This window comes from Vibrio sp. B183 (assembly GCF_000740665.1).
In the GTDB taxonomy this organism is placed as follows: domain Bacteria; phylum Pseudomonadota; class Gammaproteobacteria; order Enterobacterales; family Vibrionaceae; genus Vibrio; species Vibrio coralliilyticus.
In genome coordinates this window covers 326124-352044 of record NZ_JPQB01000004.1, presented here as the reverse complement: position 1 = coordinate 352044, position 25921 = coordinate 326124, and the positions used below count along the sequence as shown (strand labels likewise).

The window sequence follows — 25921 nt, the reverse complement described above, 5'->3', positions numbered from 1 at the left end:
TTTCATTTTCAATTTGTGAACCAAGTTCAATTATTAACCAACTTTATTAAAAAAGCCCCGAATATCGGGGCTTTATGTTTCGTCAGTTTACCGCTTACTCAAGCTCAGTAAGCTGTTTTTCAAACTTCGCGTGCTGTGCTTTCACTGATTCTTCTGGTTCACCTGTCATCATGCTCACAACCACAATTGCGATAGTAGAGAAGATGATTCCCGGAACGATTTCGTAAACATCGAACCAACCACCTGTTAGCTGCTTCCATACCACGATAGTCACACCACCAATCACGATACCTGCAAGCGCACCGTTGCGGTTCATACGAGACCAGTACAAGCTAAGCACCAATGCTGGACCAAATGCAGCACCAAAGCCTGCCCAAGCGTAAGACACTAGGCCAAGAACTGAACTGTCTGGCGTCATCGCTAGGATTAGCGCCACGATAGAGATAGCCACTACCGCAATACGACCAACCATCACAATCTCTTCAGACGTAGCATCTTTCTTCACAAGCTGCTTGTAGAAATCTTCTGCCAATGCTGAAGAAGAAACCAAAAGCTGTGAGTCCGCAGTACTCATGATTGCAGCCAAGATCGCCGCAAGAAGAACACCTGCAACCACTGGGTGGAAGATAGAGTTCACCAGTAGCATGAAGATCTTCTCGCCGTCATCAATGGATACGCCAGAGTTGGTAACGTAAATCAGACCAACCAGACCAACCAGCATTGCGCCAACCATAGATAGTGCAGTCCAAATCACAGCAATACGGCGAGCCGTGGTCAAATCTTTGTTGCTACGCGCTGCTTTAAAACGAGCCAGAATGTGTGGCTGACCAAAGTAACCTAGGCCCCACGCAACCAAAGAGATGATCGCAATCGCTGACAGCGGCTCACCTTTAGTATCATTCCACAATGTCAAAAGCTGAGGGTTGATGTTAGTTAGATCAGTGCTTAGTTGACCCAAACCACCTTCCATCGCTGCAATAGGCACAATCATTAGCGCCGCCGCCATCAGAAGGCCTTGTACAAGGTCAGTCCAAGATACCGCTAAGAAGCCACCAAACAATGTGTAAGAAACCACACAAACAGTACCAATAATAACTGCTGTGGTGTAATCCAATCCGAATACCGTTTCAAACAGTTTTCCGCCCGCTACCAGACCAGAGCTGGTATAGAAAAGGAAGAATAAAAGGATAAAGAAAGCAGAGATAACCTGAATCAGTTTCGAATTATCGTTAAAGCGACGTGACAAGAACTCAGGCAGAGTCAGAGCATCTGTCGTAATACTATATGTACGTAGACGTTTTGCACTGATTAGCCAGTTCAGCCAAGTACCAACTAGCAGACCACCAGCCAGCCAGAAAGCCTCAATACCCGCTGCATACGCATAGCCAGGCAAGCCAAGTAGCAACCAGCCACTCATGTCAGATGCACCCGCTGATAGCGCCGCAGGCCAAGGGCCCAATGAACGACCACCTAAGAAGTAATCGGTCGAGTTTTTCGTTCGTTGATAAGCAATAACGCCTATCGCCAACATCAGAATAAGATACGCAATAAACGTGGTCGTAATAGCAAAGCTATTTTCCATGTGTTTGTCCTCTATTAAGATCGCCTTCCATGAACGCCCTCACTTACACTGAGTGAGGGCTCTCTGAGAAAGGATTAGTGGGCCTCACTCCCAAGTTCTAACAAGGTCGCGTTGCCGCCCACTGCTGTTATATTTATTGTTCTCGTTCGCTCTGTGATAAAGCGAAGCGATAGATGTGGATCATGTGCTACCGGAATAGCCACAACATCCGTCTCCGAAACTAGGCCAACAATAGCACCCGTACGCTTCGACAATTGGCGGTTGATTGTTTGTTCAACCTCTTGATTCCCTATGTATCCGACACTACGTACATCTGACTCCAGCAGCTGATGATAAGCATCAAGAGAGGCAAATTGTAATAGGTTCATAGGTAAGGAAGACTGCGTGTAGGCAGCTTCCAGATTTTGAGTAAATTGTGTGTCATCACTACACAAGATGACACTGTTACCCGCAACTAACGCAGCAGTGACCTGTGCAATCGTTGCTTGTTGTGCTGACTCTGAAGATTCATCTTGAATAATCAGTGCCACACCTCGACCTGCGGTATACAGTTCGTTTGTTTCCCCAGTAGGGCCTACCAGTTGATGCGTTTCAGCCAATAGTGCTGACGCATGTTCCATGTGGTATGCCACAACAGAAGCTAAATTCGGCTGTACTGATCGCAGAGCCTGTTTGAAAGCCAGTAGACACTCGCTTTTTGAATCAAAGTTAGTCAGATTCCAGTTTTCCCACGCTGAAAAAGCATCAGAAAAACGAGTTACTTGATGAACCATAATCTTTCTCCTTGCCTACAGATTAAGAAAACGAAGTTTGTGTAAAGCGGAATAGGTAGTGCGGACCACCAGCTTTTGGACCCGTACCAGAAAGGCCCTGGCCACCAAACGGTTGCACGCCAACAACCGCACCCACCTGATCACGGTTGATGTAGCAGTTACCCACACGTGCGTGTTTTTCAATCCAGCGGTAAGTGGTTTCGTTGCGGCTATGAATCCCCATAGTCAAACCAAAACCTGTGCTGTTAATGCGATCAACAATCTGGTGAAGTTCGTTCGCTTTAAAGCGGACAATGTGCAGAATCGGACCAAACTGTTCTTCTTCAAGGCAAGAAATATCGCGAATTTCAAAAGCACTTGGCGCAACGAAATCACCGTGTTGATGTTCTTCACCCAAAGTAAGCTCAGCCACTTTCTTTTCCGTCGCGGTCATACGCTCAATATGCTTAACCAGTTTGGTTTTTGCTGTCGTATCGATAACCGGCCCCACATCGGTGGAATGAAGATAAGGAAGACCGACACTCAGTTCCTGCATCGCACCTTGAATCAGTGCAACGATGCGATCAGCGATGTCTTCCTGAACATAAAGTACACGCAGAGCACTGCAACGCTGACCTGCTGAGGCAAACGCAGAACGAATAACATCGCGCACAACCTGTTCAGGTAGCGCTGTACTATCCACAATCATTGCGTTTTGACCGCCAGTTTCTGCGATGAAAGGCACAGGTGCCGCGTCACGAGACGCCAATGTTTGATTGATGCGTTGAGCTGTTGCCGTTGAACCCGTAAAGGCAACACCAGCAATGGCAGAGTGAGAAGTTAATGCAGAGCCAATTTCAGCACCGCGACCTGGCAGCAATTGAATCGTACCTGCTGGGAAGCCTGCTTCATTCATCAGCTCGACGGCACGTGCAGCGATCAAACTGGTTTGCTCTGCCGGCTTCGCAACTACTGTGTTACCCGCGACGAGAGCGGCTGTAATTTGACCAAGGAAAATTGCCAGTGGGAAGTTCCAAGGGCTGATACACACAAACACACCGCGACCTTGACGAGACACTGTACGCGCCTGTCCATCAAAACCGTTTAAGTGAATCTCGCCTAATGCATCGACCTGCTTAGCGTAGTAACGACAGAAGTCCACGGCTTCACGAACTTCATCAATGCTATCGTGAATAGTTTTACCCGCTTCCTGATGACACAGAGCCACAAGTTCAGCAAGATTGGCTTCCAGTAGCTCTGCCAGTTTGTCCAGCATAGCGGCTCTCTGAGCTTTATCGCTGGTCTGCCATTTGGCAAACGCTTGCTGTGCACCATCGATGGCAGCGGAAACATGATCAAGAGTCGCGAAGGCAACCAGACCCACTTCAATGCGGCGGTCATAAGGCGCTGTTACAGCTTCAACATTGATGTTTTCCTTGATCATGCTTTCGGCATAAGCCTGACCATTGATGATCGGACCTGCCTGCCACTGATTCTTCAGGAAGCTCTCGACAGAGTGCTCAAATGGTTTGGCCTCTGATTCAATATCAACGTTGACACCATAAGAGTTTTGACGCTCAGGGAAGACCTGTGGTGGCAGTGGTATCTTGGCATTGTTCAAGGTATCGAACGCTTTTAGCATATCGACTGGGTGCTGAGTCAAAGTCTCTACCGGGCAGCGAGCATCGACTAAACGGTGTACGAATGAACTGTTTGCACCGTTTTCAAGAAGGCGACGAACCAAATATGGCAATAGATCTTTGTGGCTGCCGACTGGTGCGTAGATACGCACAGATTGCTGATAAGCTTCCATCGCGTGGTTGTATAGGGAATCACCCATACCGTGCAAGCGCTGGAATTCGTAATCTTTGTGCTGAGACATGACTGCAATAGACGTCACCGTCTGAGCGTTGTGGCTCGCAAATTGAGGGAAAATGTTGCCACGAACATTCTCAGAAAGTAGGAATCGTGCGCAAGCTAGATAAGCAACATCCGTTGCCTCTTTGCGAGTGTAAACTGGGTAGTTATCGTAACCAGCTTGTTGAGACCATTTGATTTCACTATCCCAGTATGCACCTTTAACCAGACGCAGTGGGATCAAATCACCTTGCTCTTTTGCCAGGCCGTTAATCCAAACCAACACAGGCAGTGCGCGTTTTGAATAAGCCTGAATAACCAGACCAAACTTACCCCAGCCTTTCACTAAATCGCTGCGATACACTTTCTCGAACAATTTTAGTGAAAGCTCAAGACGATCAGCTTCTTCCGCATCGATTGTGATAGCAACATCCAGCTCAACAGCTCGGCGAAGAAGCTGCATCAGAGTATCAGCTAATTCAGTTAGAACGCGCTCTTCGTTTGCTACTTCATAGCGTGGATGCAAGGCTGACAACTTAATAGACACTGAAGGCGCAGGGCTTGTATCTAAGCCATATTTGTCACGGCCAACCGCTTCAATCGCCATCAGGTAATCTTTGAAATATTTATTCGCATCTGCTGTCGTCAGCGCGGCTTCACCCAACATATCGTAGGAATAGGTAAAGCCTTTATCACGCATGGTGCGACCGTTTTTCTGCGCTTCGGCAATACTACGCCCAAGAACGAACTGATGGCCCATCACTTTCATCGCCTGGTGCATCGCTTTGCGGATAACCGGCTCTGACATTTTATTAACCAGGCGGTTAACCGCAGAAACAGGACTTTGTGACTCGGCTTCTGACAAACCAACCACTTTACCGGTCAGCATTAGGCCCCAAGTCGAAGCATTCACGAATACAGAATCAGAGTTCTTTAGGTGAGATTTCCAATCGGCAACACTCAGCTTATCTCGAATCAATGCATCGGCCGTCGCTGAATCAGGAATACGCATCAAAGCTTCTGCCAGACACATCAATAAGATACCTTCTTGAGTATCTAGACTGTATTCAAGCAACAAGGCGTCAATCATCTGGATTGATTTCTTATCAGCACGAATCGATTCGATTAGCTGGGTGGTCTTATCGCTAATTTGTGCTTTTTCAGCATCAGTAGGGATTGCCAGAGGCAACAGTTGTTCAAGCCATTGGGATTCGTCCACCATGTAAAGTGGCGAGATCAATGACCATAACTTATCAAGCGGCTGCTCGACAAACTCGGCATTCAACACATCAGTTGCTGTAAACATGCGTTTTCCTCAATCTCAACCTGACAATTTCATCAGGATTCTTACAATGGCTTGCAGTGTATTTTGAGCGGGAGAGGATTACTTGTCAAAAACTCCGAGTTTTTTGCTAAAAACTCTGATTATTAACAAAACAAAAACAGAGTCACATGCATATAAGCAAAATAATATATGGTTAATCTTTTCTTATTTAACCAAATTGTTTCTTGTAATGAGATGGAGACATGCCTTGAAGACGAGAAAAGGTATGAGTAAAAGCACTTTGGCCGGAGAAGCCCGTCAGCTCTGCTACTTGACCTAATGAAAGGTGGCCTTTTTCAATCAATGACTTGGCCATATCTATCCGCTTACCCAACACGTATTGGTGAGGTGTAATGCCCATCTGTTCTTTGAACAAGTTGTGAAACTGACTCTCACCAAGAAACACGCTACCTGCTAACTGAGCAACGGATATCTTCTGACTAAGATGTTGTTCAATGTATCTGTCGATGGCTTCAAGGTCGAAGCGTGAATCTTTACGGGATGTTGCAAAGTTCGACATATGACGCTGCATCAAAGCAATCACTGTGTCATTGCAAGCCCGGCTAAGAAGCAAGTCCTCAGGGCTAGACTGCATTTCCGCAACGAGCATTTGTATCAGCTTTTGAATTTGTCCATCGAGTTGGAAATAGGTATCGCGCTGGTTGAGTTCGTTGAGTTTTTGCAGCATTAACGGGTCATCCCCTGATGGCGCGGGCATATTCAACACCAGAATATCGGATTGCCCAACTACACCGCCAAACGCATGACCAGAGCCAGACGTAACCACACAGCCTTGACCAGGCCCAACTAAATTACCAAACCCACTTACTTCAAATTCCGCCTGTCCCTTCAATCCAATCACAATTTGGGTATAGCTGTGATCGTGACAGTCCATATAAGATGGCAGTGTCACTAGCTCTGCGGGCTTGGGTGACAAAAGTTTGGCATGTTCACCAATCAATTGTGTGTACTTAGATGCTGTCATGGCACAATTTGTGATCTCGAATGGCACTAGAGTCGCATGTTATACCAAAATCCCTTCAATTCGAAATTTATCGATTAATATGCAATTGGGTACAGCATCACATTATTGAAGAGTGAAAAAAGTACCGAACATAGGTTAAAAAGCACACTTTCAACCGCTCCGGAAGAATGATCAAGTGCACATAAATTACGGTATATGTCACTTCTAGCAACTTTTCTTTTTGAAGATGCCCAATCTTCACTTGCATATTTCCCCAATCAACTCAAAATGATAGATAGCATCCAAGTTTTATATACTTAAGTTAGATTAATCTGATTAATCTGTTAAAAAGAAAGATGCTAGGTTAAAAGAAAACTTGGGAGAGGCAGGGAAACAAGGACTGTCAAAAGTTTGTCTTTTTTTGGTTTTTACGTTGGTAAAATGAAACGTTAATTGTTGCAGGGAAATATGATAACACGTCGCATCCCAGCGCTTTTACTTGCGCTAAGCCCTATGTGGGTATCGACTTCGGTTTTTGCGGAAACGGCAACCTCTGCCGATCCTGTCGCAGCTATCGATGGAAAATTAGAGAACAAACAAAGTGAACTACAGACACTTGGAGCTGAGTTTGAACAAGAATCTGAGCGTTTACAGCAGCTAAGGGCTGAGCTGACCAAGTACCAGCGTGAAGAGCAAGAGCTAAACGCCAAACGTAACCGTGCCAAGTCTGCACTGGACAAACAATATAACCGCCTTCTAGACGATCCAGATGTTGACCTGCTTTCTTTCCAGCAGGAGTATCAACAAGCTTGGGCTTCGGTTAAAGAAAACCAAAGTCAGATTCTTGAGCAAGAACAAACCATTACCGAACAGGAAATGCGTTTGTCGCAAATCAAACAGAAACGCTCTCGCATTAACTCAGAGTTATCTTACCTAAAAGAGCAGAAAGTCGAAGCGCGAGTGAAGCGTCTTGACGCTGAATTGCGCGAAAGCGATGTGCTCAACACAGCATTTAAGACCACTTGTTCTGCGACCATGACACTTGGTGAATGTACCAATCAAGGTAAATACCTAACTAAGCAGCGCGCTGTAAACACGTTCAAAGCGAAACTGCTTGATGGTTTAACTGAAGCCAATCTAGCTAAGCAGAACCTTAAAGGTGTGCAGCTGAATGTGTTTGTTCAGGAAAGCCAAATCATCCGCTCTGGTTTTGAAGGTAACAACAGCTACTACACTGAAATGCAGGCGCAACTTCAGGCGCGTCCTGAAGCTTCTGCAGCGTGTAAGCTATTGAACGTGTCATCTCGTTACTGCCTAAACGGCACTGAAGTTGTCAAAAAAGAACAAGGCAACAAAGAGAAGAGTTGGGCCAACATTACCATTCGTTCAGATCAGTACGAAGATCGTGTCACCATTAACGGTGTCAACTACGGCAGCACACCTGTTGAAGTTGTGTTACCAAGAGGCAAACACCAGTTTACTGTGTCGAAAGATGGCTACCAAACCTACAACCGTACAATTCCAGTCAATGGCAACGATACAGTATGGGTGAAGTTGCGCCCAGATTCAGATATTTAACCCACTTCTCTTTTTGGAAAGAGGGGAATTGCACAAAATTGACCTAAAACGCCGTTTTGTCGTAAGTTATCGCTTTATAACTTAAGACAAAATGGCGTTTTCGTTTAGAATAAGCCCATTAGATAGAAAAGAATTGTAGATATAGATAATGCGAACTGGTTTACCAACGCTTCTTCTTGCTTTATCACCATGCTTCATCACGGCTAATGTTGCGGCACAGGATACTCGTGATCCGATTGTCGAAATTGATCAGCAGTTATTTGATAGGCATGGAGAGCTGAAAGCGGCAACTCAAGCTCGGGATGAGCAAAAAGCGACGTATGAGCAACAGCAACAATCTGTCTCTGAGTTAACCAAGCTGGCCAAATCGCTTGATGAGGCACTGACCGAGGCAAAAACACGCCTTGAAAGTGATTACTCACGGATGATTGAAGACCCGAACATCGATCTCGCCGCTACTCAGAAAGCCTACCAAGATGCCTGGTCAAAGGTAAAACAAAACCAGAAAGAACGCCTATCAGAAGAACAGCAACTGCAAGAGCTTAAACACCAGCTTGATCTCGCGAACAATGAAGTTGAATCGATTGAGCAAGGCATTGATGCTCTCGACCAGAATAAGTTGCGTGCACGCGCCGAGCGCCTTCAAGAGGAGCTTCAGCAAGCTCACTCCTTATCTGTGAGTTTCACAAATCGTTGTCAGGCAGACATGACTATCGCCCAGTGTGATCGCCAGACTCGCGATCTTGCTTTGCAAAAGGCGGTTAAGCAATTCCAGTCAGAACTTGTAGCAGGTACCAGTGAGCCTCAAGTGGTGAAACTGCATGCCAATAAGGTTCCCTTCAACATTCACGTTTTGCGCTCAAAAGCGAAAGAATCTGGCTTCTATGATGGTGTTCGTTACCGCAGCTTAATGGACGTTGAGATGCAAGCCAGACCAACCCAAAGCGCAGCTTGTACCCTATTGGGCATCGATAAGAAATACTGCTTCGAACCTGAAGCTCTCAGCGATAAAGATCAGTTTGTTAGCAATAAAGAAGTGGCTTGGGTCACTTTGAATATCCGTTCTAACCTTTACGATGATAACGTTGAGATCAACGGCGTAAACTATGGCAGCACCCCTGTCGAAGTCATGTTACCCGTTGGGCCACATATGATTACCGTCCAAAAAGAAGGCTACCGCTCTTTCCATCGTGAGCTGACCGTCAGACGTGATCAAAACCTTCGTGCCGTTCTGGTCGAAAAAGAGAACCCATTGCGTGAAGGTGACAAGTTCGCAGACTCACTGGGCTCTGGTTATCAAGGCCCTGAGTTGTCCACTATTCTATCCGGCCAGTACATTCTTGGTGAACATGGCTCGAAGCAACTTCAGTTGAAACACCCATTCGGCTTTGGTACGACACCTATCACCGTTGGTCAGTTTAAAACGTTCGTTGACGCCACTAACTACCAGACTGACGCGGAGCTTAAGAACACCTGTACCGCTATTGTAAAAGGCGAAGTGACACCTATCTCGAAGGGCTACTGGCGAAACCCTGGCTTTAAACAAGCAGCAAACTCTCCTGTGGTTTGTGTTAGCAGAAACGATGCTCAAGCCTACGTAAACTGGTTAAGCACAAAAACCAAACATACCTATCGTCTACCAAGTGAGGATGAATGGGAGATCGCCGCAAGAGCAGGCGCGGAAACCAACTATTGGTGGGGTGACAGTTTTATCCCCAATCAAGCCAACACGGGTTGGGGAGGAACGCCTTGGTCAAACAAGAGTACCTCTCCCGTCAATGCGTTCAAGCCAAACCGTTTAGGTATTTACGATACCGTAGGCAACATCTGGCAATGGACCAGTGACTCACGCGGCCTGCTAAAGGGTGGCGCTTGGAACTTTTCACCAGACATGGCAGCGGCCCATCAACAGCTTTCGCTATCAAGTTCTTCTGCTGCAAACTATGTCGGATTTCGTGTCGTGAGAGACATCAACTAAATAAACAATACACATAATGGTTTAGGGGGGATTTCCCCCCTTTTTTGTGCGTCATTTCCACGTAGAATTTCTCCTGAGCTCACCCAACAATGGGCTCAGTATCGATTGATACGTCTATGCTCAGTTCCTCGTACTGAGTGCATAGAACCTCTTCTACACGTCGACAAGAATTATTCTTGTATTTGCCAGCTATCCTGTCGATCGCTGGCTTTTTTTTTCGTTCGATACTTGTCGATTTGCCGCAAAAATTCTTATTTTTAAACCCCTTACAGCAAATCTGGGATGGATTGACAGATTACTCATCTGATATCATAACCGGAGTACTGTAAAAGGTAGACATCGCTTTGGAACCGCACCTAATCTCTTTATTCAATCAACTCCCGGGTTACTGGGGATGCAAAGACCTCAATTCCGTTTTCGCTTACGCTAACCACTCTTATGCCAAACTAATTGGCTTTGAACTGCCAGAGGATTGTATCGGTCTCACCGATCATCAGATGCCTAGCCCAACCACTAAGTGTGCCAGTGACTTTCAGGAGCAAGATAGGTTCGTGATTGAGACTAAACAGTCAATTAAGGTACTGGATGTTCACCCCTACCCTGACGGCAGTTGGCGCACACACATTTTCAGTAAGTCCCCTTGGTATGACTCTCAAGGAAACGTTCAGGGCACTATCTTCTATGGTCAAGAGCTGACTGACACCGCAGTGTTGGAGGTCGGTCATTGGATTTGTCGGGCGACGGGTTTACACAGTGAAGAGCGAATCTCGTTGAATCAATTGTCGCCGCAAAACCATCAAATCAAGCTGACAACAAGAGAGTCAGAAGTATTGTTTTTGTTGCTGTACGGTAAGAAGCCGAAATACATAGCCGATGTCATGAACATCTCGACTAAAACGCTGGAAAACTACGTGTTGCACCTAAGAGGGAAATTTGGTGCCCACAGTAAAGCACAACTGATTGATATGGCTCTAGATGCGGGATTTGGCTCGCACATCCCTCAAACCCTGCTGAGAACACAGCTTTCAGTGGTATTGAGTAATGAATACGCCGCATAGCACGGCGTATTCAACGTATGTGTTGTAAGCGGCTAACCTATGGGGCTAAACGATCAATCTGCCACTCGTTATCTGACTTGGAGAATAAAAAGCGGTCATGAAGGCGGTGATCGCCACCCTGCCAAAACTCAATGCTTTCAGGTTTAATACGAAATCCTCCCCAAAAGCTAGGAACAGGAATCTCGCCCTGTGCAAACTTTTGCTTTAGCTCGAGAAACTTACCTTCCAGTACGCCGCGTGTAGAAATGCGGCTACTTTGTCGACTTGCAATCGCCGCCAGTTGGCTTTCTTTTGGACGTGAGGAGAAGTACTTAATATTTTCTGCAACACTCAGTTTTTCAGCCACACCCGTAATATGCACCTGACGCTCCAATGGATGCCATGGGAAATGAAGGCTAACTCGTGAGTTAACTTCAATTTGCTGCGCTTTGCGGCTACCTAAGTTGGTATAGAAGACAAAGCCCTGTGTATCGACGTACTTCAGCAACACGATTCGCTGGAAAGGCTGACCGTTTTCGTCTACCGTCGCCACTGTCATTGCGGTTGGGTCAGTGAGTTTAGCGTCAATCGCTTGCTGCAACCACAGATTGAATTGATCTACTGGGTTGGTTTTGAGGTCTTTCCTACGCAAACCACCTTTACTGTATTCACGGCGGATATCTTCGAGTTCCATCTTCTCTCCTGCGAAATTTTTATGCCGATTGTGCGCTCATATATACATGAACACAAGCTCATGTACCAGATTGTCTCGGGAGATTTGATGCACGTAAAGCGCTATCGATTGGTAGAAAGCAAGTTATCAAGAAAAATCACCGTATATACTTAGTACAACTGATTGATTGTTTTCTATTATTTAAGTGTTTGATATGGCACACCGTTCTAACGACTACAGCTTAACATTTATCATTTTGGATAATAGAATCAATCAAATACGTGGAAGTAACAAGGATCATCAATGAGTCAGGACAATTACAACAAGCTCTCTGGCAACGAGCTTGAGTATGTGGATGACAAAACGGCAGCGCTTTTGCTCAATACGCCTAGTAGTGCGCGCGTTATGCTGTGGGTAATGGTCGTGTTTTTCATTCTTGCTGGCGTATGGGCATCATGGGCTCAAATCGATAAAGTTACCGTCGGGCAAGGAAAGGTTGTACCTTCTTCGCAAATACAAGTAGTACAAAACCTTGAAGGCGGCCTCGTCAAAGAAATCCTCGTCCGTGAAGGCCAAGTCGTTCAAAAAGGCCAGCAACTACTTTTGATCGATGACACCCGCTTCCGCTCTGATTTTCGAGAGAGAGAGCAGCAGGTCGCAAACCTGACTGCGAGCGTACTACAGCTATCTGCTTCCATCACAAGTGTCACTATCAATGAAGACTTCAGTGAAAAATCTTGGCAACAAAGTGTTCAGCTCGATTTCAGTAAGCTTGCTTTTCCCCCTCAGCTTGAGGAGAAACAACCCAAATTGGTAGAACGCCAACGAGCCGAGTATCGTCAAGACTTAAACAATCTACGAAATCAGATTTCTTTGATTGACCAGCAGGTCAAACAGAAACAGCAGGACTTGGTTGAAATTCAGGCAAGGGTACGCAACCTACGCGAAAGCTATAGCTTTGCTCGTAAAGAGCTGGAGATCACCAAGCCCCTTGCTGACGAAGGCGTTGTACCTAGAATTGAACTCCTAAAATTACAACGTCAGGTGAACGATACCCGTCGAGAAATGACCTCCAGTGAATTGAAAGTACCGGTACTCAAGTCCGCTATTAAAGAATCGATGCTTAGCCGTATAGACGCTGCTCAAAAATTCCGCTCAGAACAACAAGAAAAGCTCAACGAAGCACAAGACAAACTTTCTGCACTCACTGAGTCGACTGTTGGTTTGGAAGACCGAGTGAATCGTACGGTTGTGATTTCACCTGTAGCAGGTACGGTCAAAACACTGAATGTAAACACCGTAGGCGGCGTTATTCAGCCAGGTATGGACATAGTCGAAATTGTTCCTAGTGAAGATACATTGCTTGTAGAAGCGAAGATAGCTCCCCAAGACATCGCATTCCTTCGACCAGATTTGCACGCTATTGTAAAATTCAGTGCTTACGATTTTACCAAGTATGGCGGTCTGGAAGGGGCACTGGAACACATCAGTGCTGATACCACGACAGACGAAGAAGGCAATAGCTTTTATCTGGTTAGAGTTCGAACCAAAGAAACTAGCCTGAACAACGATACCTCTTTACCCATCATTCCTGGGATGACCGCTTCAGTAGATATCATCACAGGCAAACGCACGGTAATGGAATACTTACTTAAACCAATTTTGGGCGCCAAAAACAACGCACTAAAGGAATAAAGATGCGAACAACTGAGACTGCAAGTAAGGTCAGAGTATAGCCAACATGAAATACTGGCTCCCAGCTCTATTTATCATTTTAGCTTCCACAGCTTCACAGGCGCTCAATACTCAAGAGCAGCGCTGGGTTGAAGCTGTGCGTAATACTTATGGTGATCGAGCAGGCAAACGTGTCGAAACATGGCGTCGTGAAATGGAACAGTTTAAGGGGCTTTCGGAAAGACAAAAGCTCACTGAAGTCAATAGCTTCTTTAACCAGCTGAACTTTGTCAACGATGACCGTTTATGGGGAAAGAAAGACTACTGGGCTACTCCGTTGGAATTTCTCGGCAGTAATGCCGGAGATTGCGAAGATTTTACCATCGCAAAGTATTTCTCTCTCCTTGAGCTGGGTGTCTCAGATAAAAAACTGCGTTTGGTATACGTTAAAGCTATCACGCTTAACCAGTTTCACATGGTGCTCGCATATTACTCTAAGCCCAGTGCGGAACCAATTCTGTTAGATAATATCGATCCACAAATCAAAAAAGCATCCAAGCGCAGAGATTTATTACCGATTTACAGCTTCAATGGTAAAAACCTGTGGCTAATGAAATCAAAACAAGGACAACTGGCAGGAAAATCTTCCCGACTCAGTCTGTGGAATGACCTTCGTGCCCGTGAAAAATCACTCAAACTGAACAAACCAATAGTGAATTACGATGAGTAGGCAATATGACTTTATATAAACAGCTTGTCGCGGGAATGATTGCTGTATTTTTGATGCTGATGGCCTCGGTCTTCATCATTGAATTTAATACCACGCGCAACAACTTAGTGCAGCAGCAGCGCTCAGAAGTGAACAATACCATCAACACAGTCGGCTTGGCTTTGGCTCCATATTTGGAGAACAAGGATCATGTCGCGGTGGAGTCTGTTATTAACGCCCTGTTCGATGGCAGTAGTTATTCGGTTGTCCGACTAATCTTCTTAGACAACGGCGAAGAAATCCTACGCTCATACCCAGTCAAACCTTTGGATGTACCTGATTGGTTCACCAGCCTGCACCTGTTTGAGAAAATTCACGATCGCCGAGTCGTCACCAGTGGGTGGATGCAATTGGCTGAAGTTGAGATCGTCAGCCACACTGGGGATGCCTACACCCAGTTGTGGAAGGCTTTCGAACGTCTGGTCATTGCTTTCAGTCTGATTTTCACTATCGGGCTTCTGGCCATCGCCTTCATCCTTAAGCGTGCACTTCGCCCTCTTCAACTCATCGTAGAGAAAATGGAGCAAGTAGCTCGTAACCAGTTTGGTGATCCATTACCGCGACCAACCACAAGAGATCTGATCTATGTCGTAGATGGTATCAATAGCATGTCTGCTCAGGTAGAAAAGTCCTTCAAAGCGCAAGCCAAAGAAGCTCAACAACTTCGTGAACGTGCCTACATCGACCCAGTATCTGGGCTGGGTAACCGAGCTTACTATATGAGCCAATTGAACTCTTGGCTTGGCGAAGGTGGCTTTGGCGGTGTGGCAATTCTGGAAGCCAGTTTTATCCATGAGCTATATGAAGAGAAAGGCTACGAAGCCAGTGATGGCATGGTACGAGAACTGGCTGATCACCTTAAAGTTTCTCTAACTTCGCCGGATGTTACGCTTGCTCGTATTTCTTCTGCTGAGTTCGGCTTCATCTTACCGAATATGGATGAAGCGGACCTTAAACTCGTATCCGATAGCATTGTTACTTACGTTCAAGATATCAATGCTGACCCTACAGGCATGGCGACGTCGAACTTATCGCTTGGTGTGGTCTACAGCGAAGCAACTAAGAGTGCATCTGAAGTACTCACCATGCTAGATAATGCCTTGGCGACGGCTAAGTCTGACCCAGAGATAACCTATGGCTACGTCACTGGCGACAACTCTGAGAACTTGATGGGTAAACAGCAATGGAAGACGCTTGTTGAAGAAGCAATGAGCAATGACTGGTTCCAGTTCCGCTTCCAGGCAGCCAATGACGGTTGGGGAAAAACCTATCATCGTGAAGTATTCTCTGCGATTGAGAAAAACGGTGAGCGTTTTAGCGCCAACCAATACTTATTTGCCCTTGAGCAACTTAATGCCAGCCATCTTTTCGATGAGTATGTCATCAAAGCCATTGTGGAACGTTTAGAGAATGGGGAGTTTTCCGAGCCCATCGCGATCAACGTGTCGCAAAGCAGTATCGCTCAACCAAGCTTTATTCGCTGGATCACTCAAATGCTCAACCGCCACAAATCGGTCGCACACCAACTGCACTTCGAAATTCCTGAAAGCTGTTTCGTTAATACACCTCACCACACTGCTCTTTTCTGCAATGCCGTGCGTAATGCGGGATCAGAATTTGGTGTTGATAACTATGGACGTAACTTCCAGTCTCTCGACTACATCAATGAGTTCCGTCCGGCTTACGTGAAACTCGATTATCTATATACGCACCATCTAGATGATGAGAAGCAGAAATTCACCCTGACTTCTATCTCACGTACCGCGCATAACCTTGGTATCAAAACCATCGCATCCCGAGTTGAGACACAAACCCAGTTGGATTTCTTGTCTGAGCACTTTATTGATGTCTTCCAAGGCTTTATTGTCGATAAGTAAAAAGGTTATAGATGCAGGATCCTTTATTAAATTCGCTGATTTACGTCAGCCGCTATTACGGTCTGGCTAATTCGCCGGAAGCCTTGATAAATGGCTTGCCTCTAACTGAAGGCAAGCTGACACCATTTTTATTCCCTCGCTCGGCTGAGCGAGCAGGTCTGGTCGCAAAAGAAAACCGTTCCAAGCTCGAAGATATTTCGGATTTAGTTTTGCCTGTGGTCTTACTGCTAAAAAGTGGTGATGCGTGCGTGCTTAACACTATCAACAGTGACAAACAGGAAGCAGAAATCGTCACGGGCGAATCTGGTTTGGTGCCGATTGCTATTCCTATTGAAGAGCTCGAAGAACTCTACATTGGCCGTTACTTTCTGGTTAAGAAGCAGTTCCGTTATGACGAACGTTCTCCTGAAGTCCTCAAAACCCGTGAAGGGCACTGGTTCTGGAGCACGATTTGGCAGTCGAAGAACATCTATCGTGACGTGTTGATCGCTTCTATTCTGATTAACCTGTTTGCCGTTGCAGCACCAATGTTTACCCGTTTGGTGTATGACAAGGTAGTGCCTAACCTCGCCTTCGAAACCTTGTGGGTGCTGGCAAGCGGTATCTTTGTCATCTTCCTGTTTGATCTGACACTCAAGATAATGCGCAGCTACTTTATCGACGTGGCAGGCAAAAAATCCGATATTCTGATCTCTTCCAAGCTGTTTAGCAAAGTGCTTGGCATTCGAATGGAAGCGAGGCCACCATCGGTTGGTGCGTTCGCTCGTCATTTGCAAGAGTTTGAGTCCATTCGTGAGTTCTTCACTTCAGCCACCATTGGCTCACTGATTGATTTGCCTTTTGCGCTGCTATTCCTTGTTTTAATCTGGCTAATGGCGGGTAACCTTGTTCTGGTTCCAATTGCAGGCGTGCTGATCCTGATCATCTACTCTGCGCTGATTCAGGGACCTTTGCGACGCACAATTGAAGAGGGTTCACGCCTAGCCTCACAAAAGTACGCTAACCTGATTGAGAGTCTGTCAGGGCTAGAAACCGTCAAGCTATTTGGTGCGCAAAGCCAATTCCAGTTCCGCTGGGAGGAAGCAGTCGCTCACATGGCAAACTGGAACATCAAAAGCCGTCGTATCACAGATGGCATTCAGAACACTGCAGGCTTCGTTCAGCAGGCATCCAATGTTGGGATGATCATTCTTGGCGTGTACTTGATTGCAGAAGGTGACCTCACCATGGGTGGCCTGATTGCAGCAACCATGTTGAGTGGTCGAGCCATTGGTCCTATGGTTCAACTTTCTTTGCTATCTACGCGATACAACCAAGCCAAATCTTCAATGACTATCATCGAGCAAGTCATGGAAATGCCGGATGAGCAGGAGGAAGGGAAGCGCTATATTCACCGTCCAATTGTTCACGGTAAGATTGAATTGGATAAGGTCACCTTCCACTATCCTGACTCGCCGATAGCTTCTATTCGAGACCTGAGCATTACCATCAATCCTGGTGAAAAAGTCGCTATCATTGGTCGAATTGGCTCAGGTAAAACTACGCTTGAGCGTTTGATCCTTGGATTGTTTAAACCGACGGAAGGCCATGTTCGTATCGATGATACCGATATCGAGCAGCTGCATCACATCGACATCCGACGCAACATTGGCTGCGTGCCACAAGACAGCCAGCTCTTCTATGGCTCCATTCGCGATAACATTACTTTGGGTCGCCCATTGGCCGACGATCGTGATGTGATGGATGCGGCTAACCGCGCTGGTGTGACCGTATTTACTCAGCAGGACCCAGCAGGTCTAGAACGTCAGGTCGGTGAAGGAGGCTTATTGCTTTCCGGTGGTCAACGTCAAGCCGTTACCATTGCACGCGCCTTCCTTGGTCGCCCACCAGTGCTGTTAATGGATGAGCCAACCAGTGCTATGGATAACCGCTCTGAAATGCACATCAAGCAACAGTTAGCGCAACTAAAGCCATCGGAAACGCTGATCTTGATTACGCATAAAACATCTATGCTAGATGTGGTAGATCGAGTCATAGTGATGGAGAAAGGCTGCGTCATCGCTGATGGGCCTAAAACTGAAGTACTCAACAGTCTTAAGCAAGGCAAAGTCAGAGCCGCTAACTAAACTGACAGAAACAATAAAGCCGCTCAATATTGAGCGGCTTTTCTTTATCTATGATAAGAAGAGTTGCCTAGATTAGCAGTTTGCTGGGCCAACTTCTTTCCATACACCCCACTGACCAGATTGAGCTGGATCATCACCTTGTGTCCACCACTTCGCTTCCCAGACTTTACCATCCCAAGTCACTTGGTCACCACCATTGTATACTGCGCCAGAATCCCAAGCGTTGGTACATGTACCACCACCAGTATCTTTCTTCGCTACAACGACAGTCGCTGAAGCAGAAGACGTCGCTTGAGCATCGCTGACTGTTACAGTAAATAGCAATGAAGTGTCTTGCGTATACTCAGAAGCCGTGAACGTCACCGTTGCGCCATTTATGGTAGCATTAAGTCCAGCAGGCACATCCCAGCTGTACGTTAGTGTGTCATTATCTGCATCACTAGAACCAGAAGCGTCAACCACCACCACGTCTCCAGCATTCGCTGTTGCAGGCGCTGATACTGCCGCAACTGGCGCAGTGTTTACAGGGCCAGTGTCTTTCGCCTGTACTGTCACTACCACAGTGTCGGTACCCGTAGCCCCTTCATTGTCCGTCACAGTCAATTTGAAAGTAAGCGTTTCAGTCTGAGCAACTTCTGCCACATCGAAGCTCGCCTGTGCAGTGTTTGCTCCTGTTAGTGAAACGCTAGTACCTGAGAGCTGTTCCCACGCATAGCTTGCAACACTGCCATCCGAGTCGCTTGAGTTGCTGCCATCCAATACAACCGATGCTGGACCTGTCACTGAAACATCTGCGCCCGCTGCAGCAACTGGAGCTCGATTCGCTGGTGTTCCACCAGCTAGCCCTTCATGCATAGCATTGAGAATGTCACCGTTATCAGCGTCAATCTCCCAAGAGAATAGACCGGCAAGGCCTAAATCACGTACATATGCACCTTTCGCTTTCACAGATCGGTCATCGTCAAACGTAATCAGCTGACCTGTAGAGCGATTCCAAACCCAAGGTGCTTCAGCTTGCGCGTCGTAGCCATATTCAAAACCGTTGATGCCAGTATTGTCCGCGCCAAGCATAAAGGATTTCACGCCTTTATAATCAATCACACCATCTTCCCAGACACCTTGTGCTGTGCTGCCTTTCAGCTTACCCGTACCTGTGCCTGTCATTGGGTCGTTAGGATCGGTTAGCGTATCAGGTGTCACACCTTCCCAACCACGACCATACATGGCAGTACCCACAACGAGTTTATTCGCAGGAACACCTTGTGCTAGAAGAAGCTGAATACCGTTGTCCGTGGTGTAAGCAGGACCTTTATACGCTTCGCCATTTTCATCTACGCCAGAGCCATCACACTGACCTGGGCGCATGAATGTACCGCAGTACAGTGCCGTCTGATGACCAGGAACATTGTTCCAACCGCCGTAGAAGTCATACGTCATGGCAAAGATGTAATCCATGTACTGAACTGCATCCCCGTAGTTCACATCTTCAATTTTGTCGTAACCCACACCGATTGCTGACGTAAGCTCATACGTTCTGCCGGTGTCCGCTTCCAGCTGGTCAAGCATAGCGCGAAGCTCTTGCATTAGCGCAATATAAGCTGGGCCATCATTCACAGGGTCTCCTAAATCAGGAGCAGCACCGCCGCCACCTGGGAATTCCCAGTCAATGTCCACACCATCATAGAACTTCCACGTCGTCAGGAAGCGCTTAACAGAAGCGACAAAGGTGTCTCGGTTCGCTTTGGTAGTAAAGTCAAAGAATGGGTCTGATAACGTCCAGCCACCAATGGAAGGGATGATTTTCAGGTCTGGATTGCGTTGCTTAAGCGCCATAAGCATCGCGTAGTTGCCTTTGATAGGAGAGCTGTACTCATGGCCCGCTTGAGGGAAGCTCTTCTGATAAGCCGCCCATGGGTCATGAATCACGACTTCATAGTCTGGAACCCCTTTGCATGCGGTCATCAGTGCGTTGTAGCTGTTACCACCGACTGATTTCACTGATTCGTTCGGGCCACAAATTGGAATAAAGCCGTATAGAATATGGGTCAGGTTATCGGCAGGAATATTGTCTACCGTAAAGTCACGGCCATAGATACCCCACTCAACAAAGTAAGTACCAACGACCGTGTTAGGGTCCGTGTTGTAACTCTTGTTGTTTGGATCAACATTCATCGCCAGCGGTGCAAGGTGAGCACCATCGGTGTCAGCAACCACAATTTCAGCAGGCGCACTCGTGCTACAACCGCTTGCGTCACACGCTTCAATCGTCATTTGATAACGACCGCCATTTGCATATTTGAAGCTTGCTGTGGTCTGGCTACCGGTAATGTCTCCGGTTGCTACCTGAGCACCGTCAAAGTAAACCTTGTAGGTGTCCCCCGTTGTGCCACTCCACTGATTAAATTTAATGGTGATATCCGCTTCATCGAAATATTTCACCATGTCGTTGTAGCCAGAAGTGGTTTCCATTGCTAACTCAATCTTCGAGAACTGAAGATTGTTTGAGCCGTAAACATCAATACTAGGGGCTGTTGGTGCAGCCATCGCGGTGCCGGATAGCGCCAAAGCGATACTAGCGGCGCACAAAGTTATACGATTCATACCTATTTCTCTCATTCCTTGTACATTTACCCGAAAGTTGGGAAGTGATACCTATCATCGTAAGCCGCGTTTAACTGCCTGCTGGCCAAGTATTGAGCCGAAAGACTTATCGAGGATCGGTATTCGCTGTTCTACGGATACGTCGTGAAGAACATCACTTTCAGTATTTGAGAGACTTTTTTTTTGATGAAAAAAATAAAGGTTGTTTTCGAGGCAAGATCAGAAAATAGTTGTATATACGAGGTCTGTTACATTACAAATTGGATTTCGACCCATAATTTATAAAATACCACCAAGCCGAAAAACATACTTATCTGTCAATAATTTAAAGAATGAGATACCAAATATTAGAGGATTGCTATTACAAAATACTGCCCCCTAAAAATTTTAGGAGGCAAGTTTTAATTAAGGATTATTTGGACTTAAATCGCGCCGTGAAATGACGTAGCACAGGTGGTTCGTACTCAAACGTTAAACCTTTAAGTTCGTGAGCACGCTCTTTGAGCGCAATGATCGCATCGGCTATGTAATCCATGTGATCATTGGTATACACGCGACGAGGAATGGTCAGACGCATCAGTTCCAATTCCGACGGTTTTTGCTTGCCTGTTTCCGGATCACGCCCTAGTAGCAACGAACCAATCTCGACCGCTCGAACACCGGCTTCAAGGTATAGGGCATTACACAAAACATGGGCTGGAAACTCTTCTGGTGGAATGTGAGGAAGAATCTTCGCTGCATCGACAAACACTGCGTGCCCACCTGTTGGATACTGAATGGGAATGCCCCCTTCACGCAGACGCTCACCAAGATATTGCACCTGACTGATCCTATAGTGGAGGTAATCTTCGTCTGCACCTTCATAAAGGCCACGAGCCAACGCTTCCATGTCTCGCCCTGCCATACCGCCATAAGTGACAAACCCTTCCATTGGCACACAACGCGTTTGTACGGCTTGGAACAGCTCTTGGTGATCACGAATACAGCACAGGCCACCAATATTGACCATAGGGTCCTTCTTAGCGGACATAGTCAGCATATCACCGTATTGATACATCTCTCGGATGATTTCGAGGATCGACTTATCCTGATATCCCTCCTCACGCTGTTTAATGAAATAGGCGTTTTCACAATAGCGTGCAGAATCGATAACAACAGGGATGTCATTCTTGCTTGCCAACTCATAAACCGCACGCATGTTAGCCATAGATACGGGCTGACCGCCAGAACTATTGCAAGTCACTGTGGTGATAATGGCGCAAATGTTATGCGCGCCATACTGCTCAATAGTGGCTTTAAGTTTGTCGAGGTCGAAATCTCCTTTCCAGTCATACGGGGTCGTCGTATCGAAAGCATGTCTGTCGACGACATTAATGGCCTTGCCCCCATTTAACTCAATATGCCCCGCCGTGGTATCAAAGTGATAGTTGGAGATGAAAACTGGCTCCGTCCCGCCGCGAACACTGCGCATACGCTCAATCAATGCCGGGAATAGAATTTGCTCCGCCCCGCGACCTTGGTGAGCGGGTACCGTTAGCTTATAGCCAAAAAAGTGCTCTACAGCCTGACAAAGATTGTAATAGTTGCGACTCCCTGCGTAAGACTCGTCCCCCATCATCAAACCAGCCCACTGGTTGTCGCTCATCGCACCTGTGCCCGAGTCAGTCAGAAGGTCAATATAGACATCATCACTTTTTAACAAGAAAGGGTTCAGACCGGCTTCGTCAAGCGCAGCAACTCGGTCTTGATAAGTGGTCATTTTGATCGGTTCAACCATTTTAATGCGAAAGGGTTCTGGAATGCGTTTCATATTTAATTTCCTATAGATAGATCGATCCCTGCAGACAATCTGCATCGGATTTAAAGCGTCAAATTGCGAATAGATGGTGCGAGTGCACCTAGGAAATCAAAGCGAAGGGGATTCTTTGCTCAAAAGCGATAGGCAAAAGTCTAAGTTGTACCATGACGACAACACAAAACGGCTGTCTTGCATCCAAATGCAGTTCATAGCGTTATCCTTCTCGTAGGTTATAGACATAACCATCAATATAGTCGTGATCTCACCTATTTACCGTGAAATGTCACTCAAAATTTATAAATCACACACCCCAAAATCATTATTTAATAAACCTTAGCAAAATAGGTCATCCGTACCCTTAAACACCTGTCACACTTAGCTTGCGCTTAGTTAGTGGTTTTTCATCACTGAAAGTTAAGTTTCCGTGAAATCTTATCACTTTGACATTCATCTAATTGAAATATCTGGACTTGCTAGGCAAAGTGTTGGCTAACCAAATCAAATGGATCAAGTCATGAAAATCAAAACAACATTATTGGCCGCCGTTGCATTAAGCATCAGCGGTATGGCGGCGGCTGAAGTAACCATTACCGTCCCAGACACTGTGGATGTATTGGTTGCGAACGACGCAAAACCAGAGCTCTCTGGTGGCTTCTTTTCAGCAAACAAAACGCTGACTTTACCTGACGGCGAAAACCAAATTTTGTTCCGCTACCAGCCATACTTCACGCAAGGTAATGACCGTATTATTCTTGAAAGCGATCCCATTATTGCCACGTTTGATACCAACGATACTGAACTGACATTCGATATGCCTAAATACCGCGATCAACACGAAGCGGAGAAGAAGATTAAAAATGTCGACTGGCAGCTTACAACTGCAAGTGGCAGCGCTCTAGCAGTTACGCAGGATAAGCTCGTAAAAGACGGTATGCAGATCGGCCGAAACTTCCAGATTGAACTGGCAGATTACAACCGCCGAGGTGGTGTTGCAGCTGTCTCTGCCGCCGCTATTGGCGCCACGGTACAACCAGTAACTCTACCTGCTAAAGTCACCAAAGAAGGCGTCAAAGGCGACTCGACTGCCGAGGAGATGCTGCATTTCTGGTATAACAAAGCCGACGCGGAAACACAGGCGCGCTTCAAACAGTTCTTACTGGAAAAGTAATCAAGCTCAATAAGCCAAAAGCCAGCGCATTAAGCGCTGGCTTTTTCTATGGCAGGGTGACCTGTTGAAATCTGATAGCACTCAAGATCGTTCTCCATCAGACACTCAAACACGACAGAATCCAGTTTCGATTCATCTACCAATTCCTGCAGTATTTGCATTGTTTCCTCAAGTGACACGCCTTGTCGATAAGGACGTGATTGAGTCAGAGCCTGAAACACATCGGCAATGGCCACAATTCGGCTTGGTTGATCGAGATCTTTGGCTGTTTTCCCTAACGGGTAACCAGACCCATCCAGCCTTTCATGGTGATTCGAAGCCCAATCAATAACTTGGCTAGAGCGAAACATATTGGTCAATGCGTGACGGGTATCGGTCGCATGGCGCTTTATGCACGCATACTCTTCATCCGTCAGCTCTGCAGGTTTATGCAAAACCGCGACCGGAGTTTTCAGTTTTCCAATATCGTGCACTAACCCTGCCAGATACAACATTCGTTGTGCTTTGGTCGAGTACCCCAGTTGTTTACCCAGAAATGACGTTAACTCCGCAACATGACGAGAGTGCTGAAACGTGAAAGTGCTTTTTGCATCGACAATCTGGGCAAAGAATTCCGCTACAGCAATCGTGTCTTCCAATCCCAATCGAGATGAAAAGAAAGGCACCGACGGAAAGCGACTTGCCATTGTCTCGATATAGCGAGATTCCATTGAAAACCAGAAGTCATCGTTGTCTATCAACTCACACATGTGCTGAACCATATTAGGCTCAAACAAGATCCCAGCATTCGCGGTCAATTCCCCGATGATCGACTTTTTGTTGTTCTCAGTGATATTGCCGTATTGGTCTGGGTAAAAACGTGAGTAGAGATAGTCAACCCGATCAGAGATGAATAGCAATCCGGCGAGTAGTTTATCGTTTTCTGAAGCTCTGGTTTCGCCGCTCAGCTGCTCCCACCAGGTATGATGATACAGAACTGGCAATGCTAATCCAGCCAGAGGCGGGCAAGCGCTCAACAGCCCATAACCTTTAATACAATGCTTTTTGGTGTTCTCCGGAGCCATCGACTTGAATAGGTAGGAACGCTCATTAGACTGCGAAACACCGCAATCATGGATCAATCCCAGGGAAAAAGCGATTTGAGCCTGCTCTTCCTCCCACCCCATTCGTTTAGCACATTGATAAGCAATGTATGCAACTCGGTGACCGTGATTTATATCATCGATCCCGACTGCATCGAGGGCTGAAGCGATTTCAAATAGCACCTGACGTAAATCTACGCTTACGTTATCAAGCGGCTCATCCATTAGTAATAACCTAACTGACTAATTTTTCTTATTTTAGGGCTGCAAGGCTAAACGATTTCCTTTCATAAAAACCACAAATTATTTAAGACTATTTATATAATTGTGATTTGCATAACGTCTTGGGTGAATCCCGTGCTACATGGAAAATGTTTTTTGCAACAAGTGTTTATGGTCATACCAGTCTTACTCTGTTAAGTTAGCTCTTCATATTCAACTTGTTTAGGTTCCTTATGTTCACAATCTCTATCGACTCTGAACTCGAACTCGCTCTTGTTCAGGAATCATTTGCCACTCAATACAGTGAATTAGTATCCACTCAAACGGAATATTTATCACAATGGTTAACTTGGCCTCCCTACTGCCAGTCTGAGCAAGACTTCCGTATGTTCGTTCAGCGTGTATTACATGAATATGCAGATGGGAAATCAATGACCTGTGCGATCATCTATAACAGCAACATCGTAGGAAACTGCAGCTTCAACACAATTAATTACGACACAAAAACTGTCGAGATTGGTTACTGGTTATCGCAACACCAGCAAGGCAAAGGCATCATTACGCGCGTGGTGAACAAATTGATTGATATTGCGTTTAATGAATACCAGATGGAGAAGGTCCAGCTATCTGCCGCCAAAGATAACCTACCGAGCCGACGAGTCGCCGAGCGCGTAGGTATGACCCTAGAGGGTATCATTACCAATAAGGAGAAAGTTGGAGATCGAATTCTGGATCATGCTGTCTATGGAATTCATCGCCAGAACACCCATCATTGAGTAGATTGATTCCAAGCACAGATTTATTTGTTGGCTGAGGTATTTAGACTCACTTGGTGCTAGGATTGCGGCTTTAGAATCAA

17 protein-coding genes are annotated in these 25921 nt (G+C 46.2%); 9 read left to right on the top strand and 8 right to left on the bottom strand.

Annotated elements, in window-relative coordinates:
• Window positions 1-94: 94 nt before the first annotated feature.
• From putP to IX95_RS04655, 4 genes are all read right to left on the bottom strand, one after another.
• Window positions 95-1582: a sodium/proline symporter PutP gene (gene putP / locus IX95_RS04670; protein ID WP_038157227.1), complete on the bottom strand. Its 1488-nt coding sequence runs from the start codon at window positions 1580-1582 to the stop codon at window positions 95-97.
• A gap of 74 nt (window positions 1583-1656) precedes the next feature.
• Window positions 1657-2355 carry a 1-pyrroline-5-carboxylate dehydrogenase gene (locus IX95_RS04665; protein ID WP_038157226.1) on the bottom strand — a complete coding sequence of 233 codons (699 nt, stop codon included), beginning with the start codon at window positions 2353-2355 and terminating at the stop codon, window positions 1657-1659.
• A gap of 22 nt (window positions 2356-2377) precedes the next feature.
• The gene (gene putA / locus IX95_RS04660; protein WP_038157223.1) at window positions 2378-5497 is read right to left on the bottom strand and encodes a bifunctional proline dehydrogenase/L-glutamate gamma-semialdehyde dehydrogenase PutA; all 3120 of its coding nucleotides are present in this window, start codon (window positions 5495-5497) and stop codon (window positions 2378-2380) included.
• Window positions 5498-5684: 187 nt separating this feature from the next.
• Window positions 5685-6500, bottom strand: coding sequence for an AraC family transcriptional regulator (locus tag IX95_RS04655; protein ID WP_038157633.1), 816 nt, complete (start codon window positions 6498-6500; stop codon window positions 5685-5687).
• Between the two features lie 447 nt (window positions 6501-6947).
• Here IX95_RS04655 and IX95_RS04650 point away from each other — a divergent pair, with 447 nt between their 5' ends.
• The 3 genes from IX95_RS04650 (at window position 6948) to IX95_RS04640 (ending at window position 11093) form a co-directional block, all read left to right on the top strand.
• Window positions 6948-8057, top strand: a complete 1110-nt coding sequence (locus IX95_RS04650) for a PEGA domain-containing protein (protein ID WP_021457741.1) — start codon at window positions 6948-6950, stop codon at window positions 8055-8057.
• Between the two features lie 148 nt (window positions 8058-8205).
• Window positions 8206-10035 carry an SUMF1/EgtB/PvdO family nonheme iron enzyme gene (locus tag IX95_RS04645; protein ID WP_006960204.1) on the top strand — a complete coding sequence of 610 codons (1830 nt, stop codon included), beginning with the start codon at window positions 8206-8208 and terminating at the stop codon, window positions 10033-10035.
• A 344-nt stretch (window positions 10036-10379) separates the two neighbouring features.
• Window positions 10380-11093 (top strand): helix-turn-helix transcriptional regulator, encoded by a 714-nt coding sequence (locus IX95_RS04640; RefSeq protein ID WP_006960203.1) that lies wholly within the window; start codon window positions 10380-10382, stop codon window positions 11091-11093.
• 37 nt (window positions 11094-11130) lie between these two features.
• Here the strand turns inward: IX95_RS04640 and pdxH are convergent, their stop codons facing one another.
• Complete coding sequence (gene pdxH, locus IX95_RS04635; RefSeq protein WP_006960202.1) at window positions 11131-11766, bottom strand: pyridoxamine 5'-phosphate oxidase; 636 nt, start codon at window positions 11764-11766, stop codon at window positions 11131-11133.
• A gap of 282 nt (window positions 11767-12048) precedes the next feature.
• Between pdxH and IX95_RS04630 the strand changes: the two genes are divergently transcribed.
• Genes IX95_RS04630 through IX95_RS04615 form a run of 4 tightly spaced genes read left to right on the top strand, consistent with a single transcriptional unit; the run spans window position 12049 to window position 18191 of the window.
• Window positions 12049-13440, top strand: coding sequence for an HlyD family type I secretion periplasmic adaptor subunit (locus IX95_RS04630; RefSeq protein ID WP_038157219.1), 1392 nt, complete (start codon window positions 12049-12051; stop codon window positions 13438-13440).
• Window positions 13441-13486: 46 nt separating this feature from the next.
• On the top strand, window positions 13487-14149 hold the full coding sequence (locus IX95_RS04625; protein WP_038157216.1) for a transglutaminase-like cysteine peptidase: 663 nt from the start codon (window positions 13487-13489) through the stop codon (window positions 14147-14149).
• Window positions 14150-14154: 5 nt separating this feature from the next.
• Complete coding sequence (locus IX95_RS04620) at window positions 14155-16065, top strand: bifunctional diguanylate cyclase/phosphodiesterase (RefSeq protein ID WP_038157214.1); 1911 nt, start codon at window positions 14155-14157, stop codon at window positions 16063-16065.
• 11 nt (window positions 16066-16076) lie between these two features.
• A complete protein-coding gene (locus IX95_RS04615) occupies window positions 16077-18191 on the top strand; it encodes a type I secretion system permease/ATPase (protein WP_038157211.1) in 2115 nt (704 codons plus the stop codon).
• A 72-nt stretch (window positions 18192-18263) separates the two neighbouring features.
• Here the strand turns inward: IX95_RS04615 and IX95_RS04610 are convergent, their stop codons facing one another.
• Both IX95_RS04610 and IX95_RS04605 read right to left on the bottom strand, forming a co-directional pair.
• Window positions 18264-20792: a glycosyl hydrolase family 18 protein gene (locus IX95_RS04610; RefSeq protein ID WP_038157208.1), complete on the bottom strand. Its 2529-nt coding sequence runs from the start codon at window positions 20790-20792 to the stop codon at window positions 18264-18266.
• Between the two features lie 412 nt (window positions 20793-21204).
• The gene (locus tag IX95_RS04605) at window positions 21205-22602 is read right to left on the bottom strand and encodes a tryptophanase (protein WP_038157205.1); all 1398 of its coding nucleotides are present in this window, start codon (window positions 22600-22602) and stop codon (window positions 21205-21207) included.
• A 502-nt stretch (window positions 22603-23104) separates the two neighbouring features.
• Between IX95_RS04605 and IX95_RS04600 the strand changes: the two genes are divergently transcribed.
• Complete coding sequence (locus IX95_RS04600) at window positions 23105-23758, top strand: DUF2057 family protein (protein WP_038157203.1); 654 nt, start codon at window positions 23105-23107, stop codon at window positions 23756-23758.
• A gap of 29 nt (window positions 23759-23787) precedes the next feature.
• Here the strand turns inward: IX95_RS04600 and IX95_RS04595 are convergent, their stop codons facing one another.
• On the bottom strand, window positions 23788-25065 hold the full coding sequence (locus IX95_RS04595; RefSeq protein ID WP_006960194.1) for an HD-GYP domain-containing protein: 1278 nt from the start codon (window positions 25063-25065) through the stop codon (window positions 23788-23790).
• Between the two features lie 230 nt (window positions 25066-25295).
• On the opposite strand from IX95_RS04595, the gene IX95_RS04590 reads away from it, so the two are divergent.
• The gene (locus IX95_RS04590) at window positions 25296-25838 is read left to right on the top strand and encodes a GNAT family N-acetyltransferase (protein WP_021458231.1); all 543 of its coding nucleotides are present in this window, start codon (window positions 25296-25298) and stop codon (window positions 25836-25838) included.
• Window positions 25839-25921: the final 83 nt, after the last annotated feature.

Bases quoted from the DNA above. Each gene is read 5' to 3' on its own strand.
- IX95_RS04645 (WP_006960204.1), top strand. From the start codon at position 8,206: ATGCGAACTGGTTTACCAACGCTTCTTCTTGCTTTATCACCATGCTTC.
- IX95_RS04650 (WP_021457741.1), top strand. From the start codon at position 6,948: ATGATAACACGTCGCATCCCAGCGCTTTTACTTGCGCTAAGCCCTATG.
- IX95_RS04605 (WP_038157205.1), bottom strand. From the start codon at position 22,602: ATGAAACGCATTCCAGAACCCTTTCGCATTAAAATGGTTGAACCGATC.
- IX95_RS04590 (WP_021458231.1), top strand. From the start codon at position 25,296: ATGTTCACAATCTCTATCGACTCTGAACTCGAACTCGCTCTTGTTCAG.
- IX95_RS04615 (WP_038157211.1), top strand. From the start codon at position 16,077: ATGCAGGATCCTTTATTAAATTCGCTGATTTACGTCAGCCGCTATTAC.
- IX95_RS04610 (WP_038157208.1), bottom strand. From the start codon at position 20,792: ATGAATCGTATAACTTTGTGCGCCGCTAGTATCGCTTTGGCGCTATCC.
- pdxH (WP_006960202.1), bottom strand. From the start codon at position 11,766: ATGGAACTCGAAGATATCCGCCGTGAATACAGTAAAGGTGGTTTGCGT.
- IX95_RS04630 (WP_038157219.1), top strand. From the start codon at position 12,049: ATGAGTCAGGACAATTACAACAAGCTCTCTGGCAACGAGCTTGAGTAT.
- putP (WP_038157227.1), bottom strand. From the start codon at position 1,582: ATGGAAAATAGCTTTGCTATTACGACCACGTTTATTGCGTATCTTATT.
- IX95_RS04620 (WP_038157214.1), top strand. From the start codon at position 14,155: ATGACTTTATATAAACAGCTTGTCGCGGGAATGATTGCTGTATTTTTG.
- putA (WP_038157223.1), bottom strand. From the start codon at position 5,497: ATGTTTACAGCAACTGATGTGTTGAATGCCGAGTTTGTCGAGCAGCCG.
- IX95_RS04625 (WP_038157216.1), top strand. From the start codon at position 13,487: ATGAAATACTGGCTCCCAGCTCTATTTATCATTTTAGCTTCCACAGCT.
- IX95_RS04595 (WP_006960194.1), bottom strand. From the start codon at position 25,065: ATGGATGAGCCGCTTGATAACGTAAGCGTAGATTTACGTCAGGTGCTA.
- IX95_RS04600 (WP_038157203.1), top strand. From the start codon at position 23,105: ATGAAAATCAAAACAACATTATTGGCCGCCGTTGCATTAAGCATCAGC.
- IX95_RS04655 (WP_038157633.1), bottom strand. From the start codon at position 6,500: ATGACAGCATCTAAGTACACACAATTGATTGGTGAACATGCCAAACTT.
- IX95_RS04665 (WP_038157226.1), bottom strand. From the start codon at position 2,355: ATGGTTCATCAAGTAACTCGTTTTTCTGATGCTTTTTCAGCGTGGGAA.